We start from the raw sequence: 15,435 nt of genomic DNA, 5'->3' as shown, positions 1-15,435 counted from the left end.
CCGCGCTTGATGCCATATAAGAGACTCCTAAATTAGCTTTCGTGAATATACGAAGCGCGAGCGGCGGCCTTCCAAGAGCCGGCGCTGAACGACTGCATCTGAGACGGAGGACAGTATGTCGAAGGACTGGATCGAGACGACGCGCACGTTGAGCGCCGGCCTGCGCCAGCTGCGCGGCGGCGCCCCCGAGGTGATGAAGGCGTTTTCCAGCATTGCGCAGGCAGCCCTCAAGACCGGCGCCCTCGACACCAAGACCAAGGAGCTCATCGCGCTGGCCATCGGCGTCGCCACGCGCTGCGACGACTGCATTGCCTTGCACGCCAAGGCAGCGTCCGAGCGCGGGGCCACGAGCGAGGAGATCTTGGAGACGCTCGGCATGGCCATCTACATGGGCGCCGGGCCGTCGGTGATGTACGCGGCGCACGCGCTCGAAGCCTATAACCAGTTCGCCCAGGGCCGCGCAGAGCCGCCGGCCGCTCCCGCGCGCGCTGCGGCGGCCCCCTAAGACCTGGGACCGAAAAATCGACGTCTTGGGAAATGGCGCCCTAATCTTGTCCACAACTCCTGGTTGTATTATGCTGAATACAGAGTAAAAGGAGTTGTGCATGCCGGAGAGCAACGTCGTCTTTAGGTCCCAGAGCTTCTTCTCCAAGGCGGCCGTGGACGCGGAAAAGCCAAACCGAGGCTGGTTCCGTATTGGCCGTGAGACGCCCGTCGTATCCGACGAGGAAGCATTTCTCACGATCCTGATAGGGGCCGCGCGCGCTGACGACGTCGTCAGCCCCGAAGAAGCGCAAGAGTTGTCCGCACTCGCCTTGCGTACGCGCACCCTCTCGAAGCTTACGCTCGCCAGGATCGCCGAGCTTCAGAAGCACATCGACGACAAGATCAACCGCGACGGTCTCGAAACCATCCTTGGAGCGGCCTGCTCGTCGATTCTCGGCAGCTCGGAACAGGGAGAACTCGTCAGGGTCAGGGCCGAGTCCGTCTTCGCTCACGCCGTCGACCTTGTCTTCGCCGACCGTGCCATCACACTGAGCGAGCAGGCCTACATCGAGCAGCTTGCGCGCAGCCTCAGGCTCGATCCCGACCGCGCCCGGTCGATTGTCGCGCTGATCGAGATCAAGAACGCGTACTAGCGCCGCGACCACCGATCCGCCGCCTTGGTTTCGGCTCCCGTGCCGCCCCTCTTGGGGATGGGCGGGAGCCTCTTCGCTCGGGGGAATCATGCTCCAGCATGCACGCGCTGCGCTCTCTTGGACCGTTCGGCCGTTGGTGAGGTTTCTGGATTGGATGCTTGGCGCGCACGAGCGCGACGGCAGACTCTCACGCGCGAGCCATGCCCTGCTCATCGGGTTCAACGCGGCCATCTTTGCCTGTTTGTTCTACTTTGTCGATCGACCCTGGGTCCTGCACGCGACTTTCGCTGTTCTCCTCTTGCAGATCGCGATCATCGTCTCGGCGCTGCTGATCATCTCCGAGGAGACACGATACTGGGACGGCCTGATCTTGGAGGATCAGAAGATCCTGCCGGCGATCAGTTGCGTGCGCAGGGCCGGCCTGCTGACCATCGCATCGCTCGCGCTCGTCTTTCTGGCGGGGCTCCTCTGCCAGCATCTCGACCTGCACGGAGCGCCCATCATCAAGGCCCACACGCAATTTTCTTGCGCCAGCACGACCTGCGAATACCTGGAATACGTGCTGGTCTGCCTGCATCAGATGCCGCTGATCGGCGGGATCGTGCAATTCGCGCTCGAGCAGCTCGACCACGACTTTCAGCTCGCCTTCGCCTCCACGCCCGAAGCCATCGGCTTCCGCCTCGGGCTCTATTTCGCGACCGGTACATGGATCTTCGGCGTGTTTCGGCTGCTGATGCAGCAATGGGTGGACGTCGATGCGCTTTGCCAGGCGCTGGAATCGCAGGACAGTCAAGCCATGCCGGACGGCAAGGCCTTAACGTACCTGCAGATGCGTGCTGCCCGCGCTCCCGGCTTCATGAAGCGACGCATGATCCGCGGCGCCATTTCTCATCCGGTCGCAATCGCCCGGCGCCGCTACCTCACCACCTGCTATTACGCGCGCATTCTAACGTTTCCGCAGACCTTCATCTTCCACCTTGCCGACCAGAGCGAGGCGAACAAGAGCTGGGGGCTAAACCGGGTGAAGCTGCTGCTCGAAGAGACGCACGCTTCGCTCAAACCAGAGCTGCGCAACGGCATCATCAGCGGCGCCTGCCATCAAATCAAGCAAGGCGACCACAAACCGGCGATCGTTGCCGATCTATGGAACATCGCGCTCCTGCTCATCGGCGACCTGGCCGGAGGCGAACTCTCCGCCGCGAGGGCCAAGATGCTGGCGGTCGCCGTCGAGCCGATCTCCGCACCCAACAACTACGCTGCCGCTCAAAAGCGCCTGCTCGATCTCTGCAGCGAAGCCCAAATCAGGGCGCTTCCGCAGTCGTTCTTGTTCAATATCGAGAACCACTCTGACGAGGTGAAGATCCACGGGCTGCAACTCGTGAACCGGCAGATTGCGCAAGGTGCGGCGGTTGATGTCGAGGCCATCCACAAGTCGCTGACGTATGCGCTGCGCGATCCCGAGAACGAGGCCGTGAAGCAAGAATTGCAGGCTTTGCGGCGATTGGTCCGGCGCAAGGAAGAGCTCGACGCGCGCCTTCCTGCCTAAGCGAGGCCCCAGCCGGTCACGTCCAGCACCTGCCCGGTGATGCCGAGCGAGGCGGGCGAGGCGAGAAACACCACGGTATCGGCGATCTCGCCGCGCTGCGCCCACTTCGAGGTGTCCTTCGGCTTCATCATGGCGACGTTGGAGGCGGTGTCGACGAGCCCCGGCGCTACCGCATTGACCCGGATATGAGCGTCCTTGCCCTCGAGTGCGAACGTGCGCGTCAGCGCCACGACGCCGGCCTTGGCGACGTTGTAGGGCAGCATGTTGGCCTGCGCGTTGCCGGCGCGCGCGAAGTTGATCACCGATCCGCCGCCCGCCTTGGCGAGGTGTGGAAAGGCTTCGCGCGTCAGAAGGAAGGCACTCAGCACGTTGTTGCCCACCTCGCGCATCCATTCCTCGACGCTCACCTCGGTCGAGGGCTTGTAGATGGTGAGGCCGCCGGCGAGATTGACGACGATGTCGATGCGCCCAAAGGCGCCGAGCGTCTCGCTCACCAGACCTTTGACTTGCGCCTCGTCCGTCAGCGATGCCGCAACGGGTATCACCTTGGCGCCAGCAGACTTCAGCTCGGCGGCGCGCGCTTCGACGTTGTCCTTGGTGCGTGCGCAGACGGCGAGCGAAGCGCCTTGCGCGGCCAGCGCCTGGGCCACCGCTTGCCCAACTTGTCCGTCGTGGCTGACGCCCGTGACGATGGCGACCTTGCCTTCGAGACTGCCCGGCATTTCACACCTCTCGTTTCTGCGCGATTGTTGCGGGCCGCGACATATACAATATGCATCGGCATAGGAGCGGAAAAGATGAGCTGGCTGCCAACCGACGATCCACGGCCCGGCGATAAGCGCGCCTGCGACGCGCTCGAGCAGGTCATCGTGCCGCGCGCCCGCGATCTCGGCGGCTTTTCGGTGCGCCGCGCGCTCCCCGCCGCCGGCCGGCAGATGGTCGGGCCTTTCATCTTTTTCGACCAGATGGGACCCGCCGAGTTTCTCGTCGGCAGCGGCATCGACGTACGCCCGCATCCGCACATCGGGCTCGCCACCGTCACCTACCTGTTCGAAGGCGAGATCATGCACCGCGACAGCCTTGGCAGCGCCGTGGCCATCAGGCCGGGCGAGCTCAACCTCATGTCGGCCGGCGCGGGGGTGGTGCACTCGGAGCGCACCTCCCCGGAGCAGCGCGCTTTAGGCCCGCGCCTGTTCGGCATCCAGGCGTGGGCGGCGCTGCCCGCCGCGCACGAAGAAGGCGCACCGACCTTTGCCCACTACGACGCCGCGCAGCTGCCGCGCATCGCAGGCGAGGGCAAGACCGTGCGCGTCGTCATGGGCCAGCTGTTCGGGCACACTTCGCCGGCCGAGTTTCCGCACCCCAGCTTCTACGCCGAGGCGGTGCTGGCGCCCGGCGCCGTGCTGCCGCTCGATGCCGACTACGACGAGCGCGCGATCTATATCGTCTCGGGAGAGATCGACATTGCCGGCGAGAGCTTCGGCGGCGCCCGGCTGCTCGTCTTCCGGCCCGGAGACCGCATCTCCATCCTCGCCACCGCGCAGACGCGCCTCATTTTGCTCGGAGGCGAGCCGATGGACGGCCCGCGACACATCTGGTGGAATTTCGTTTCCTCCTCCAAGGACCGCATCGACGCGGCCAAGGCGGACTGGAAGGCAAAACGCTTTGCGCCCGTGCCCGGTGATGCCGACGAGTTCATCCCCCTCCCCGCCGACCGCAGTTAGACTCCACAACTGTCATCCTCGGGCTTGTCCCGAGGACCCAGTGCGCCGCGAGCTTCAACAATCGAAATTCATCGGCGAGCGTGCGGAGCGAAGGGAAGGCTGGATCCTCGGCATAAAGCCGAGGATGACGGTTGGAACGAGGAATCATCCCATCTTCTGCTTGGCCTTCTCCTGCGCCTTCTGGAACCAAGTGCTCGCCTTCTCGATGATCGAGTTCACCGCCGATGTGTCGGCGCGGCTCATGGCATCGACCATGCGCTCGAACGCCGGCGTGATGGGAGCCGCGGCCGAGTTCGCCGCGCGCGACACCGAGCGCTGAATGGTGTCGGCGAGGTCGTAGAGGTCGGCGCGGGTGAGGTTCGGCGCCCAGCGATCCCAGCGCGGCGCCGGCGACGAACGATGCGACCGCGGCGCGATCAGCAGCGCGAGCGCGGCGCCGGCGGCAGCGGCCACGGCCATCGCTAGCACCGGCTGGCGGCGGATGGCACGGCGCAACTCGACGGCGCCCACCTCGGCCGTCTCGGCGGCGCTCTGGCGCGCGGCGCGCGTGCGCCGTTCGGCGATATCCGCAACTTCCTTAGCGATGGCGGAGACGGCATCGCGCAACTCGGTCAGCGTTGCCTCGGCCGAATTTTGGGCGGAGCGCGCTGCCGAACCAACTTCCTTCGCCGGGCTGACCATCACCCTCTCCTCCTCTGTTCTTTTTGGCTGGCTGGCGCTGCTATCTGTGCGCATTTGAACGATTTGATTGAATGATCGGTTCCTCGACTAAGTAGTATACTAGGCCAGCGCAATGGCGCGGAACACGTTTATCCGCGCTGACGTTTTGCGTAGGTCATTGATTTCCGATTTCGGAAGGCCCGGGACCCCACCCGGCAAGAGGAGGACGTCCATGCAATTCTCGTCGACCAACCGCGCTCCCGATACCGGCACACCCGGTTCCCGCTCGGCCGCCGCCGACGTTGGAGACAACATTCAGGCGCTGCGCGAGGACATTGCCAGCCTGGCCGAGTCCGTGAAGCGCCTTGCCGCCGAGCAGCTCGGCTCCAGCGTCGAGGACGTGCAGGACAAGGCGAAGGAAAAGGTCAGCGATATCGAGGCCGCCATCCGGCGCAATCCAACCCAGGCCGCGCTCATCGCCGCCGGCATCGGCTTCGTCTTCGGCCTCATCCTGTCGCGCTAGCAAGAAGGGCCAGCCATGAACACCCAATACAGCCCGAGCACCCCGACGCCAGGCAGTGCGCGCCCGACGCGCGATCTCGCCCATGCGGCACAGGACAAGTTCGACGAGAGCGTCGAGCAGGCTCAGGCCTTCGCCCAGGAGCAGTACGACAAGCTCGCCGCCAGCATCCGCCGCAATCCGCTGCAAGCGGCCGGCATCGCCGCCGGCATCGGCTTCGTGCTCGCCCTGCTCGCCAGACGCTAAGCGCCGGAGGGGAGCATGATCGGGGAAGCCGTGCTTTATGCAGCGAGCCGCGCCACGCACAGCGCCATCGAGAACGTCTCGCGACGCTTGACGTGGGGTGCGATCGGCGCGGCATTTCTCCTCGCTGCGATGGTCCTCGCCCTCATCGCGGCGTACATGGTCGCCGAACCGAAGCTGGGCGCGCTGCGCGCCGTGGCGCTGTTGGCGGGCGCCTGCGCGGCGGTCGGGATCGTCAGCCTCTCCGTCCCCTGGATGATCGAGAAGGTCGAGGAGCGGCGGCGGGCGCAAGCCTCGCCCGCGTCAACCGCCGTCACTGCCGTCGATCAGGAAACCAAGGAAGCCGTCGACCATTTCGGCGCGCTGCAGCTGGTGGGTACGGCCTTCCTGTTCGGGCTCGGAGCCGCGCGGCGCTTGCGCCGCTGAACGCCGGCGGCACACCCCTGATCAGTTCTTGAAGATGGTCGGCGTCATCGAGCGCGCCGCCGACCACGCGGCATTGCCCGCCTGGCCGAGCAGCCGGCGCACGCTCCACCGCGGGGCCGCGTCCTCCATCAGCCGCAGAAGCTGCGCTTGGCGCGCCTCGGGCACGCGCGCCGCGATGCGCATGGACAGCTGCTCGATGTTGAACGGCGCGCGCCCCGGCGCCAGGCTCACCGGCACCACGTCGTTCTTGGGCACCCCCAGGCCTTCGGCGACGATACGCACCATCTCGACGACCATGGGATCGCCGGCATCGATCTCCCCGTGTTCACCCGGAACCCGGCGCAACAACTTGTCGATGTGCGTCAGTGCGACGACGATCGGCGGCTGACGCCGGTGCGGGCGCTTGGCGAAGTGATTGCGGATGCCCGAGACCGCGATGAGATCGATGCGCGCGTCCGCCTTGTCGGCCGCGAGCGCCCACACGATGAGGTCGCTGTCGCCCGCCTTCGCCGCAAACGTGCGCTGCTCCTTGGGCGTGGCGCCGAGGCGCGGGCTGTCGATCACCATCGAGCCCGCAAGGCCCTCGAGCTCGACCTCGTAGGCCTGGAAGTCGCGCGTGCCCCCGGGGACGTCGACCACCGCGCGCACTTCCCTCGACAGCGCGTTGACGAGGCTCGATTTGCCGGCCCCCGCCTGACCGGCGATGAGGATGCGCAGCGGCTCCGCCCGCCCCAACGCTTGGCTGCGGTCGCGCCGCGTCGAGGCGCTGACGTGGCCGGCCAGCTCCGCCTCCGACACGCGCAGCCGCCCACCATAGAGATCGATCGCCGCGCGGCCGACCTCGCGCACGTAGGCGCGGGCGAGCTGGCGCGCGAGCTGGTCGCGCACGTTGGCATAGAGGTGCTTGGTGATCTGCTCGCGCGCTTCCTGCGCGGCCGCGGTGACGGGGTTGACGAGGCGGATCAGCCGCCAGATATCGTAGGCCTTTTCGGCGATGCCGATGGCCGAGCGCCAGCCGTAGATCTTCAAGACTTGCCCGACGGTCAGCTGATCGCCGAGCGGGATATTGTCGATGACGAACGGGCGCAGATCGGCGCTGACGCGCTCGATGAGCGCTAAGGCCTCCGGGATGGTGAACTTCCACAGCGGGTTGCGATCCTCAGGGTGGATCTGTCGCGCGACGGCCTCGATGGTGCGCACGCCGAGGTTCAAAACGCGATCGCGGTCGGTGAGCTCGGAAGGCCGCACGCCGGCGGCGATCGATTCCACCGCCGTCCACGCCGCCTGCTCGCGCGCCGTCCACGATGGGTCGGGGGCCACCGTTTCGGTGCCTTCGTCGGGCGCCTCGACCGGTGTCTGGCGCAGCATGCGGCGAAGGGTGAAGAGCTGCGCCCCATAGCCGATAACCGCCAACATGAACGCCGCTGCCAGCCAGTAGAGCGCGTAGCCGCGCTCCCACAGCCACAGCCAACCCAGCGGCAGCAGGGAGAGCATCGGCAGCAGCAGCGCCAGAAAGATCATGGCGCCGCGCAGATAGAGGAATGCCTTGCCCTTTACGGCCACGTCGCTCTCAGCCTTTACCGCGCGCCCAGCGCAAACCGCCACCGCCGTCCAATATAGTGGACAGTTATCGAATGCGCTCGCCGGGAGGTTAGGCGGAAATCGCTACAACCGGAACGCCCCCGCGGCGCGGGGCCGTTAGTGCAGCGCAGAGTGCTCGCAAGGGTGATCGGACGCCAGCTTCCGGCCCGGAACGATTTCACCTTGCCGCCGTTGGCCCAGCAAGCAAGTGCACAAAGCGAACGCATACGGAGTGCGTGCCATGCCGGCAACGGATAGTTCCGTAGAGTTGCAGGGGTGGAAGGTGTTGGTGGTCGAAGACGAGCCGCTCGAGGCGCTGGACTATTGCGACCGTCTGTCGGAGGCCGGCGCCGAGATCGTCGGCCCGTTCGACTCGGCCTCGGAGGCGCTCGAGGTCGTGGCGCGCGAGCCAGTCGACGTGGCGCTGCTCGATTACGCCCTCGCCGACAAGACCAGCGAGGAGTTGCAGACGGCACTCGAGACGCGCCACATCCCCTTCGTAGTCCTCACCGGCTACCCGCGCGTACTGGTCCGCCGCGACAACCAGCAGATGGTCCTGTCGAAGCCGATCTCCCCGCATCTGCTCTGCAAGACAATTAAGGCGGCAGCAATGGGCGCCGTGCGCTGATTTCAGCTGGCCGCGAGCGTCGCAATTCCCTGTTAATTCTCCGCCTTCCGTGCCAACCACGGTCGCCGGTCATGACGCGCTAAGCCCACCCCCCTATAGTCACGATCGGTTGTAACTCGCGGCCCGCAAAAAGCCGGGCGGCGGCGCTACGGTGAGGCTATGAAACTCGAGACTGCCCGGCCGGTCCACCTCAAGGACTACCGCCCCCCGGCCTACTTGATCGATCACGTTCACCTCGACATCTCGCTCGAGCCGACCCGCACGCGCATTAGCGCCAGGCTGTCGGTCAGGGCCAACCCCAAGGCGGTCGGCCGGCGCGAGCAGCTGCGGCTCGACGGCGAGCAGCTCGAGCTCGGCGAGATCGCCCTCAACGGCGACCCGCTCGGCAAGAAGGACTACAAGCTCACCGACCGGGCGCTGACGCTGAGCAAGACGCCGACCGAGCCGTTCACGCTCGACATCACAACTTACGTCAATCCCGAGGCCAACAAGGCGCTGCAGGGGATCTACCGCAGCAACGGCGTCTATTGCAGCCAGTGCGAGGCCGAGGGCTTCCGCCGCATCACCTACTTCCTCGACCGGCCGGACGTGCTCGCCACCTACACGGTGCGCCTGGAAGCCGATCCCAATGCCGCGCCCGTCCTGCTCGCCAACGGCAACCTCGTCGAGCGCGGCATCCTCGATAGCGGCCGCCGCCACTACGCCGTGTGGCACGACCCGCACCCCAAGCCCTGCTACCTGTTCGCCATCGTCGGCGGCGATCTGGCGCCCATCAGCTCCAGCTTCCGCACCATGTCGGGCCGCAACGTGGACCTCGCCATCTACGTCGAGCACGGCAAGGAGGCGCGCGCCGTCTGGGCGATGGACTCACTCAAGCGCGCCATGCGGTGGGACGAGGAGCGCTTCGGACGCGAGTACGACCTCGACGTGTTCAACATCGTCGCCGTCTCCGACTTCAACATGGGGGCGATGGAGAACAAGGGTCTCAACATCTTCAACGACCGCCTCATCCTCGCCTCCCCCGAGACGGCCACCGACACTATCTTCGAGGCCATCGAGAGCGTCGTCGCGCACGAGTACTTCCACAATTGGACCGGCAACCGCATCACCTGCCGCGACTGGTTCCAGCTGTGTCTGAAGGAAGGTCTCACCGTCTACCGCGACCAAGAGTTCTCGGCCGACGAGCGCTCGGCCACGGTGCAGCGCATCATCGACGTGCGCCAGTTGAAGACGCACCAGTTCGCCGAGGACGCTGGGCCCTTGGCGCATCCCGTTCGCCCCGAGAGCTATATCGAGATCAACAACTTCTATACGGCGACGGTCTACGAGAAGGGCGCCGAGGTGGTGCGCATGATCGCCACCGTTCTCGGCCGCGACGGCTTCCGCAACGGCATGGACCTCTATTTCGAGCGCCACGACGGTGAGGCGGCGACGGTCGATGAGTTCGTCACCTGCTTTGCGGATGCGAACGGCGTCGATCTTTCCCAGTTCAAGCTGTGGTACTCGCAGGCCGGCACCCCGGAGCTCATCGCCAACCTGCGTTACGACAAAGACAAGAAGACCGCCGACCTCGATATCGAGCAGGTCCTGCCGGCGACGCCCGGACAACCCAACAAAAAGCCGATGCACATCCCGGTGCGACTGGGGCTGCTCGGTGCCAACGGTCACGACCTCGACCTGAAGCTCGACGGCGGGGTGGCGATCGAGGATGGCGTTGTATCGCTCACCAAGCGCAAGCAGAGCTTCCGTTTCATCGACGTGCCATCGCGACCCGTCCCATCGCTGCTGCGCGGCTTCTCCGCCCCCGTCAACGTGACGCTCGACCTGCCCGACGAGGATGTCGAGTTGCTGATGGCGAGCGACAGCGATCTGTTCAACCGCTGGCAAGCGGCCAACGCCTATGCCGCTCGCACGCTGGTGGAGAGCGTCGCCAACCTATCGACCGGCAGGCGGTCGAGCCGCGGGGCGCGCTATGCGCGCGCGCTCGGCTCTGCCCTGGCAGGCGATGGCCTGGAGCCCGCGTACCGCGCCGAGCTGCTGAAGCTGCCGACGCAGGCCGACGTCGCCCGCATTATCGCCAAGAACGTCGACCCGGCGCTCATCCACCGCGCCCACCGCCAGCTCATGAAGCTGATCGGTAAGTCGCTCGGGCCCCAGCTCGAGGATCTCTACCGGCAGATGGAAGACCGCGGCCCCTACTCGCCGGATGCGCAAAGCGCCGGCCGCCGCGCCCTGCGCAACGCCGCGCTGACGCTGCTGACGGCGCGCGGCACCCCCGCCGACGTCGCCCGTCTTGCACGGCACTATGCCAAGGCGAGCAACATGACCGACCGCGCCCACGCGCTGTTCCTCCTCGCCGCGCGCGGCGGGCCGGAGGCCAAGGTGGCGCTCGATGATTTCTACGCCACCTGGCAGGGCGACCACGTCGTGATCGATACCTGGTTCGCCGCCCAGGCGCATTCGCCCCTCGCCGGCACTCTTCCCCGCGTCAAGGCGCTCACCCGCCATCCGCTGTTCTCGCTCACCGCCCCCAACAAGGTGCGCGCCCTCATTGGGCAGTTCGGCTCCACCAATCCGGTGCAGTTCAACCGCCCCGATGGCGCCGGCTATGCCTTCCTCGCCGATCAGGTGCTGGCGCTCGATCGCCTCAACCCGCAGATCGCCGCACGCATGCTCGGCGCCTTGCGCTCTTGGCGCGCGCTGGAAAGCGGCCGCCGGGCCAAGGCACGCAAGGCCCTGCAGCGCATCGCACGCGCCAAAACGCTGTCGCCGGACGTGCAGGAAATTGTGCTGCGTGTGCTCGAAGCGTAGGCGCGGAAAATTTATGGCGCCGAAGGGCTTATTCACTCTCGACAGCCGATTCGCGATGGTGTGAACTGAAGCTGGTGATTCGGGGTGGCGGATTCGCTCGGGTCCGCAAGGCATTCAAGAACAATTCGGGGGAAAAGGATGGCGTGGACTACGTCCGCCTGCCTGCGCGCGCGCCCGTCTTTCGCGGACGCCGTCTTTGCGCGGCTGAAACCGGCAAGATACCTGCTCGCCTCCCTGCGCCGCGCCGTGCTGCGCACCCAGCCGGGGGTCTTTCTCGCCCTCTCCGCCGTCAGCCTCGGCGCCCTTACCCCGTTCCTGCCGACGAGCTTCACCGCCGCCGTCCTGCTGCTGACCGGCATCACCCTCGCCGTGCTCGGCGCCGGTGCCAACCTCGCCGGCACTGTCTCGGCGGCGCGCAAACCAAGGGTGCCGCCCAGCTTCGCCGTCCCCCACCCCGCCGCACCACCTCACCACTCCCAGATCGCCTATCAAGCAGCGTCATCGGCCCACCCCCGGCCGCTGCGTAGCTGCCGCCCGCAGCCGGCGCTCATTTCCAAACATGAATGGGCGGAGCTGATGGCCCGCATCAATCACGAGTTGCGCACCCCCCTCAATGCCGTCATCGGCTTTTCCGAGGTCATGGCCCTGGAGATGTTCGGCCCCCTCGGCAACGAGCGCTACCAGGACTACGTGCGCTACATCCGCGACAGTGCCGGCGAGCTTCTGAAGTCGGCCGAAGATACGCTGGCGCTTACCGCCCTCCTCACCAATCCGCGTCCTCCCGAGCCGCCACGCGCCTGCGTGCTCGGTCACGCCATTGCCGATGCCTGGGCGTTCATCGAGCGCAAGGCCGCCCTGCGCGACGTTGCGCTCGAGTTGGCGATGCCCGAGGACATCGAGGTGCTGGGCGAGCCGCGTGCGCTGCGCCAGATCCTGGTCAACGTGTTGTCGGAGGCGGTGGCGCGGGCGGTGCCCGGCGGGCGCGTGTCGCTGCTGGCGGTCGCCGACGGCGAGCTCATCGAGGTCGTGGTCTCGGTGAGCGGCGAGCAACCCAACGTGGTTCCGCGCGCCGGCTCCCTGGCCATCTGTCTGGCGCGCACGCTGCTCGAGATGCAGGGGACGTCCTTATTGGAGATCGAAACCTCGGCCGGAGGCTGGCGCGCCGTCACCGTGCTCGATCGCGCGGTGCAGCCCGACTTCTTCGCCGGCCGCACGCTGCCGCACGCGTACCCTCGCCCGGCAGCGCTGGTTGTCTAGGCAAATACGGAATTAGTGCAGCGGACGGCGCTTCTCCAGCCAGTCGTGCAGCTGGCGCCGCTCCTCCGGCGTCAGTTGGCTGACGGTCTGCCCGAACAGGGTGACCCTGGCGCGCGTGACGTTGGTTTCCGCCTGCACGATACCGTCGAGCGCCGCATCGAGCTTTGCCTGGTCGAACGTCTCGGCCATGAGCGCTTCGCGTATGGCAGCGCGCGCATCGCGCACGCCTTTGCGCATTGCCTCCATGTTCGGCTGCGCGTCGGCGAACTTTTGACGGATAAAGTCGGAGCGCTCGCGCGGCAGCGTGCGCGCAAAGCCCATCAGCGGCGAGCCCTTGAAGCCCCGCCCATGCGGACCAGGCCCGAAGCACAACGTTCCCACCACCGCGCCGATGATCAGCACGTTGAGCGCCAGCGACGCCACCAATGCCCAGCGCAGGGTGCGCGGCGAGAACCGCGAGGGCTGAGTTGCATCGGTCATAGCAGGTCCTCGTCCGTCTGGCCGTAGGCCTCGTCACCCAGCGCGAGTTGCGAGCCGTCGGAAGTGCTGCCGAAGCCGGCAACCTGAGCCACCTCCTGCACCGTCGCATCGAACGTGCCGGCCGAGCCCAGCATCACGCCCAGCACCAGCGACGCAGCCAGCACCGCCGCCGCCGGCAACTCTGCAAACCTCGCCGCCAACGCCGGGCGGCGCCATTGCGCCGGCCACGTCCTTACGGACGCCGGCTTGCTGCCCGTGATCACGGTCAGCTGCGGCTCGCGCGTGCGCAGCGCCGCCGCCATGATGCGCTCCTTGAGGGCGTCGATGCCGGCTTCGCTCGGGCGCGGGGCCTTATCGAGCAGCCGGTCGAGCGCCTGCGCCTCTGCCAACAGCCGCGCCGCCGCCTTGTCCTCGCTGATGACGCTCGCAAACTGCAACCGCTCGCGGGCAGGCCAGCGCGTGCGATCGGCGCCATGGACCTCCAGCAGGCGCGCCAGCGCCTCCCTATCCTCTGCCTGTCTGTACTTCTTCGTCATCGCTTTCGTCTCGTCTCTAATTTCTCAAGTTCACTCGTACTGGCCGTCGGCGAGCAGCTCGCGCAATTCATCGCGCAACGTCGCCTTCAAGGTTCTTCGCGCCCGGGCGAGGAGCGATTCCACCGCCTCGTCCGATATCCCCATGATCTGCCCGACCTCGATCTGGCTCAGCCCCTCGTAGTGGAAGAGCGTCAGCGCCGTCCGCTGCCGGTCGGGGAGCGCTTTCAAGGCGGCATCGACGCGCTGGCTCGTATCCTGCGCCTCGAGTTGTGAGTGTTGGGTTGCCGGCTCGGCGCGCTCCGGCACTTCCTCCACCACCGTCAGCCGCTTGCCCGAGCGCATGCGGTCGACGCACAAGTTCGATACCACGCGCCGCAACCACGGGCGCACCCCGAGGGCGCCGACCTCCAAACCGTCGGCTGAGCGCCACAGCCGCAGCATTGCTTCCTGTGCCACGTCCTCCGCCTCCGCGTCGTCGCGCAGCATGCGGCGGGCGACCGCCAGAACACCGGAGAGATGGCGATCGACAAGGGTGCGAAACGCGGCGGCGTCACCCTCCGCGGCGGCAGCCACCAGCGCGGCGTCCTCGCTCGCCTCCACCCCCATTACGCGATCTCCGTGCGCGTCGGGCCCCGTTGTCTTCGTCGCCACCGCTAGCCTCGACATGGCCACCGAACGTTCCGCTCCAGTCTAGCGCCTGTTGGGCCGGTTCTGTGACCTCGCCGGCGGGCCCAATTTGACCGCTTCCGCGGCCCCTTCGACGCAATCAACGGGGCAGCGGGCCAAAATCCGTCGGCCAGCCGAGGATATCCGGGCGCCCCCTTGCCTCAGACGATAAGCAGGCGGAATAGCTCGGAAACGCGGCCCTGAGCCTCCTTTAGCCGAGCCTCCAGCTGCGCGAAGCTCGCCGCGTCGCCGGCCTGCGCCAGCAACTCCTTGAGGCCCGAGGGCGCCGTCGCCGGGTCGAACCCGCCTTCCAGGCACAGGCGCAGGATCTGCGTCAGATCGTGCAACAGGCGTGTCGCCGGGATCAGCACCTCGGCATGGTCCTGGGCCAAGAGGCCGGCGTCGCGCAGCTTGCGGTAGGCTTCGAGGGTGTTCTGGTCGAGCACCTCGGGATGCGCCGCGGCATGAACGAGTTGCAGGTACTGGGCGATGAACTCGACATCGACGAGGCCGCCGCGCACCTGCTTCAGCTCCCAGATGTCGTCGGTGCCCTTTTCCTTGAAGATGCGCTCGCGCATGTCGCGCACGTCGGCGGCGATCTTGGTACGCTCGCGTGGCAGCACCAGCGCGGCACGCACCGCCGCCTCGACGCTCGCCCGCAACTGCGGCGGCCCGGCGATGACGCGTGCGCGGGTCAGCGCCATGTGCTCCCAGGTCCACGCCGCACTCTTCTGGTAGTCGATGAAGGTCTTGAGCTGGGTGGCGAGCGGCCCCTGCTGGCCGGAGGGGCGCAGCCGCATGTCGACCTCATACAGCGTACCTTCGGCCGTCGCCGCCGTCAGGGCGCTGATCAGCCGTTGCGTCAGGCGGGCGTAATACTGCGTCGGCGCCAACGGCCGCGAGCCGGCCGAATGCAGGGCCGTGTCGTCGAAGTCATAAATTACGATGAGATCCAGGTCGGAGGCGGCGGTCATCTCGCGGCCGCCAAGCTTGCCCATGGCGATGACGGCGGCGCCGCCGCCCGGCACCTTGCCGTGCGCACGCGCCAGCTCGCGCTCGACGGCGCGCAGCACGGCATCGATCAGCCGCTCGGCGAGCAACGCATAGGCGCCCCCCGCCTGGTTCGCCTTGATGGCGCCCGAGAGCACGCGCACGCCGACGAGGAACTGCTGCTCGCTGCCGACCACGCGGGCGCGGTCGAGCACGTACTGCATGTCG

General features: G+C 66.9%; 17 protein-coding genes. 10 read left to right on the top strand and 7 right to left on the bottom strand.

Annotated elements, in window-relative coordinates:
- The first annotated feature begins 115 nt into the window (after nt 1-115).
- The 3 genes from F9K20_RS14275 to F9K20_RS14265 all read left to right on the top strand — a co-directional run bounded on the left by F9K20_RS14275 (nt 116) and on the right by F9K20_RS14265 (nt 2,685).
- Entirely contained in the window at nt 116-505 is a 390-nt protein-coding gene (locus tag F9K20_RS14275; RefSeq protein ID WP_291003037.1) for a carboxymuconolactone decarboxylase family protein, read from the top strand.
- Nucleotides 506-605: 100 nt separating this feature from the next.
- Entirely contained in the window at nt 606-1,139 is a 534-nt protein-coding gene (locus F9K20_RS14270) for a hypothetical protein (RefSeq protein ID WP_291003034.1), read from the top strand.
- 154 nt (nt 1,140-1,293) lie between these two features.
- Nucleotides 1,294-2,685: a hypothetical protein gene (locus F9K20_RS14265; protein ID WP_291003031.1), complete on the top strand. Its 1,392-nt coding sequence runs from the start codon at nt 1,294-1,296 to the stop codon at nt 2,683-2,685.
- Here the strand turns inward: F9K20_RS14265 and F9K20_RS14260 are convergent.
- Nucleotides 2,682-3,407, bottom strand: coding sequence for an SDR family oxidoreductase (locus tag F9K20_RS14260; RefSeq protein WP_291003028.1), 726 nt, complete (start codon nt 3,405-3,407; stop codon nt 2,682-2,684). The two genes, F9K20_RS14265 and F9K20_RS14260, sit on opposite strands and share 4 nt — an antisense overlap.
- Nucleotides 3,408-3,482: 75 nt before the next feature.
- On the opposite strand from F9K20_RS14260, the gene F9K20_RS14255 reads away from it, so the two are divergent.
- On the top strand, nt 3,483-4,409 hold the full coding sequence (locus F9K20_RS14255; RefSeq protein WP_291003025.1) for a pirin family protein: 927 nt from the start codon (nt 3,483-3,485) through the stop codon (nt 4,407-4,409).
- 144 nt (nt 4,410-4,553) lie between these two features.
- Here the strand turns inward: F9K20_RS14255 and F9K20_RS14250 are convergent, their stop codons facing one another.
- Nucleotides 4,554-5,090 carry a hypothetical protein gene (locus tag F9K20_RS14250; protein ID WP_291003022.1) on the bottom strand — a complete coding sequence of 179 codons (537 nt, stop codon included), beginning with the start codon at nt 5,088-5,090 and terminating at the stop codon, nt 4,554-4,556.
- Between the two features lie 211 nt (nt 5,091-5,301).
- Between F9K20_RS14250 and F9K20_RS14245 the strand changes: the two genes are divergently transcribed.
- Genes F9K20_RS14245 through F9K20_RS14235 form a run of 3 tightly spaced genes read left to right on the top strand, consistent with a single transcriptional unit; the run spans nt 5,302 to nt 6,258 of the window.
- Complete coding sequence (locus F9K20_RS14245; protein ID WP_291003019.1) at nt 5,302-5,592, top strand: hypothetical protein; 291 nt, start codon at nt 5,302-5,304, stop codon at nt 5,590-5,592.
- Nucleotides 5,593-5,607: 15 nt separating this feature from the next.
- On the top strand, nt 5,608-5,835 hold the full coding sequence (locus F9K20_RS14240) for a YqjD family protein (protein WP_291003016.1): 228 nt from the start codon (nt 5,608-5,610) through the stop codon (nt 5,833-5,835).
- Between the two features lie 15 nt (nt 5,836-5,850).
- Complete coding sequence (locus F9K20_RS14235; RefSeq protein WP_291003013.1) at nt 5,851-6,258, top strand: hypothetical protein; 408 nt, start codon at nt 5,851-5,853, stop codon at nt 6,256-6,258.
- Nucleotides 6,259-6,279: 21 nt separating this feature from the next.
- On the opposite strand, the gene F9K20_RS14230 is transcribed toward F9K20_RS14235, so the two are convergent.
- A complete protein-coding gene (locus F9K20_RS14230) occupies nt 6,280-7,821 on the bottom strand; it encodes a GTPase (RefSeq protein WP_291003011.1) in 1,542 nt (513 codons plus the stop codon).
- Nucleotides 7,822-8,080: 259 nt separating this feature from the next.
- Between F9K20_RS14230 and F9K20_RS14225 the strand changes: the two genes are divergently transcribed.
- The 3 genes from F9K20_RS14225 (at nt 8,081) to F9K20_RS14215 (ending at nt 12,535) form a co-directional block, all read left to right on the top strand.
- A complete protein-coding gene (locus F9K20_RS14225; RefSeq protein ID WP_291003008.1) occupies nt 8,081-8,467 on the top strand; it encodes a response regulator in 387 nt (128 codons plus the stop codon).
- A 159-nt stretch (nt 8,468-8,626) separates the two neighbouring features.
- Complete coding sequence (pepN, locus tag F9K20_RS14220) at nt 8,627-11,278, top strand: aminopeptidase N (RefSeq protein ID WP_291003004.1); 2,652 nt, start codon at nt 8,627-8,629, stop codon at nt 11,276-11,278.
- A 138-nt stretch (nt 11,279-11,416) separates the two neighbouring features.
- Nucleotides 11,417-12,535: a sensor histidine kinase KdpD gene (locus F9K20_RS14215; RefSeq protein WP_291003001.1), complete on the top strand. Its 1,119-nt coding sequence runs from the start codon at nt 11,417-11,419 to the stop codon at nt 12,533-12,535.
- A gap of 12 nt (nt 12,536-12,547) precedes the next feature.
- Here the strand turns inward: F9K20_RS14215 and F9K20_RS14210 are convergent, their stop codons facing one another.
- From F9K20_RS14210 to F9K20_RS14195, 4 genes are all read right to left on the bottom strand, one after another.
- Nucleotides 12,548-13,015, bottom strand: a complete 468-nt coding sequence (locus tag F9K20_RS14210) for a periplasmic heavy metal sensor (RefSeq protein WP_291002998.1) — start codon at nt 13,013-13,015, stop codon at nt 12,548-12,550.
- Nucleotides 13,012-13,551 carry a hypothetical protein gene (locus F9K20_RS14205; protein ID WP_291002995.1) on the bottom strand — a complete coding sequence of 180 codons (540 nt, stop codon included), beginning with the start codon at nt 13,549-13,551 and terminating at the stop codon, nt 13,012-13,014. Before F9K20_RS14205 ends, F9K20_RS14210 begins: the two co-directional genes overlap by 4 nt.
- 30 nt (nt 13,552-13,581) lie before the next feature.
- Nucleotides 13,582-14,202, bottom strand: coding sequence for a sigma-70 family RNA polymerase sigma factor (locus F9K20_RS14200; protein WP_291002993.1), 621 nt, complete (start codon nt 14,200-14,202; stop codon nt 13,582-13,584).
- Between the two features lie 176 nt (nt 14,203-14,378).
- Nucleotides 14,379-15,435: DUF294 nucleotidyltransferase-like domain-containing protein (locus tag F9K20_RS14195; protein WP_291002990.1), on the bottom strand; the 1,057-nt coding region annotated here is incomplete at its 5' end.

Source organism: Hyphomicrobium sp. (assembly GCF_009026145.1).
Taxonomy (GTDB): domain Bacteria; phylum Pseudomonadota; class Alphaproteobacteria; order Rhizobiales; family Hyphomicrobiaceae; genus Hyphomicrobium_A.
The sequence above is the reverse complement of the archived record's forward strand: the minus strand, read 5'-3'. Positions and strand labels throughout refer to the sequence as shown.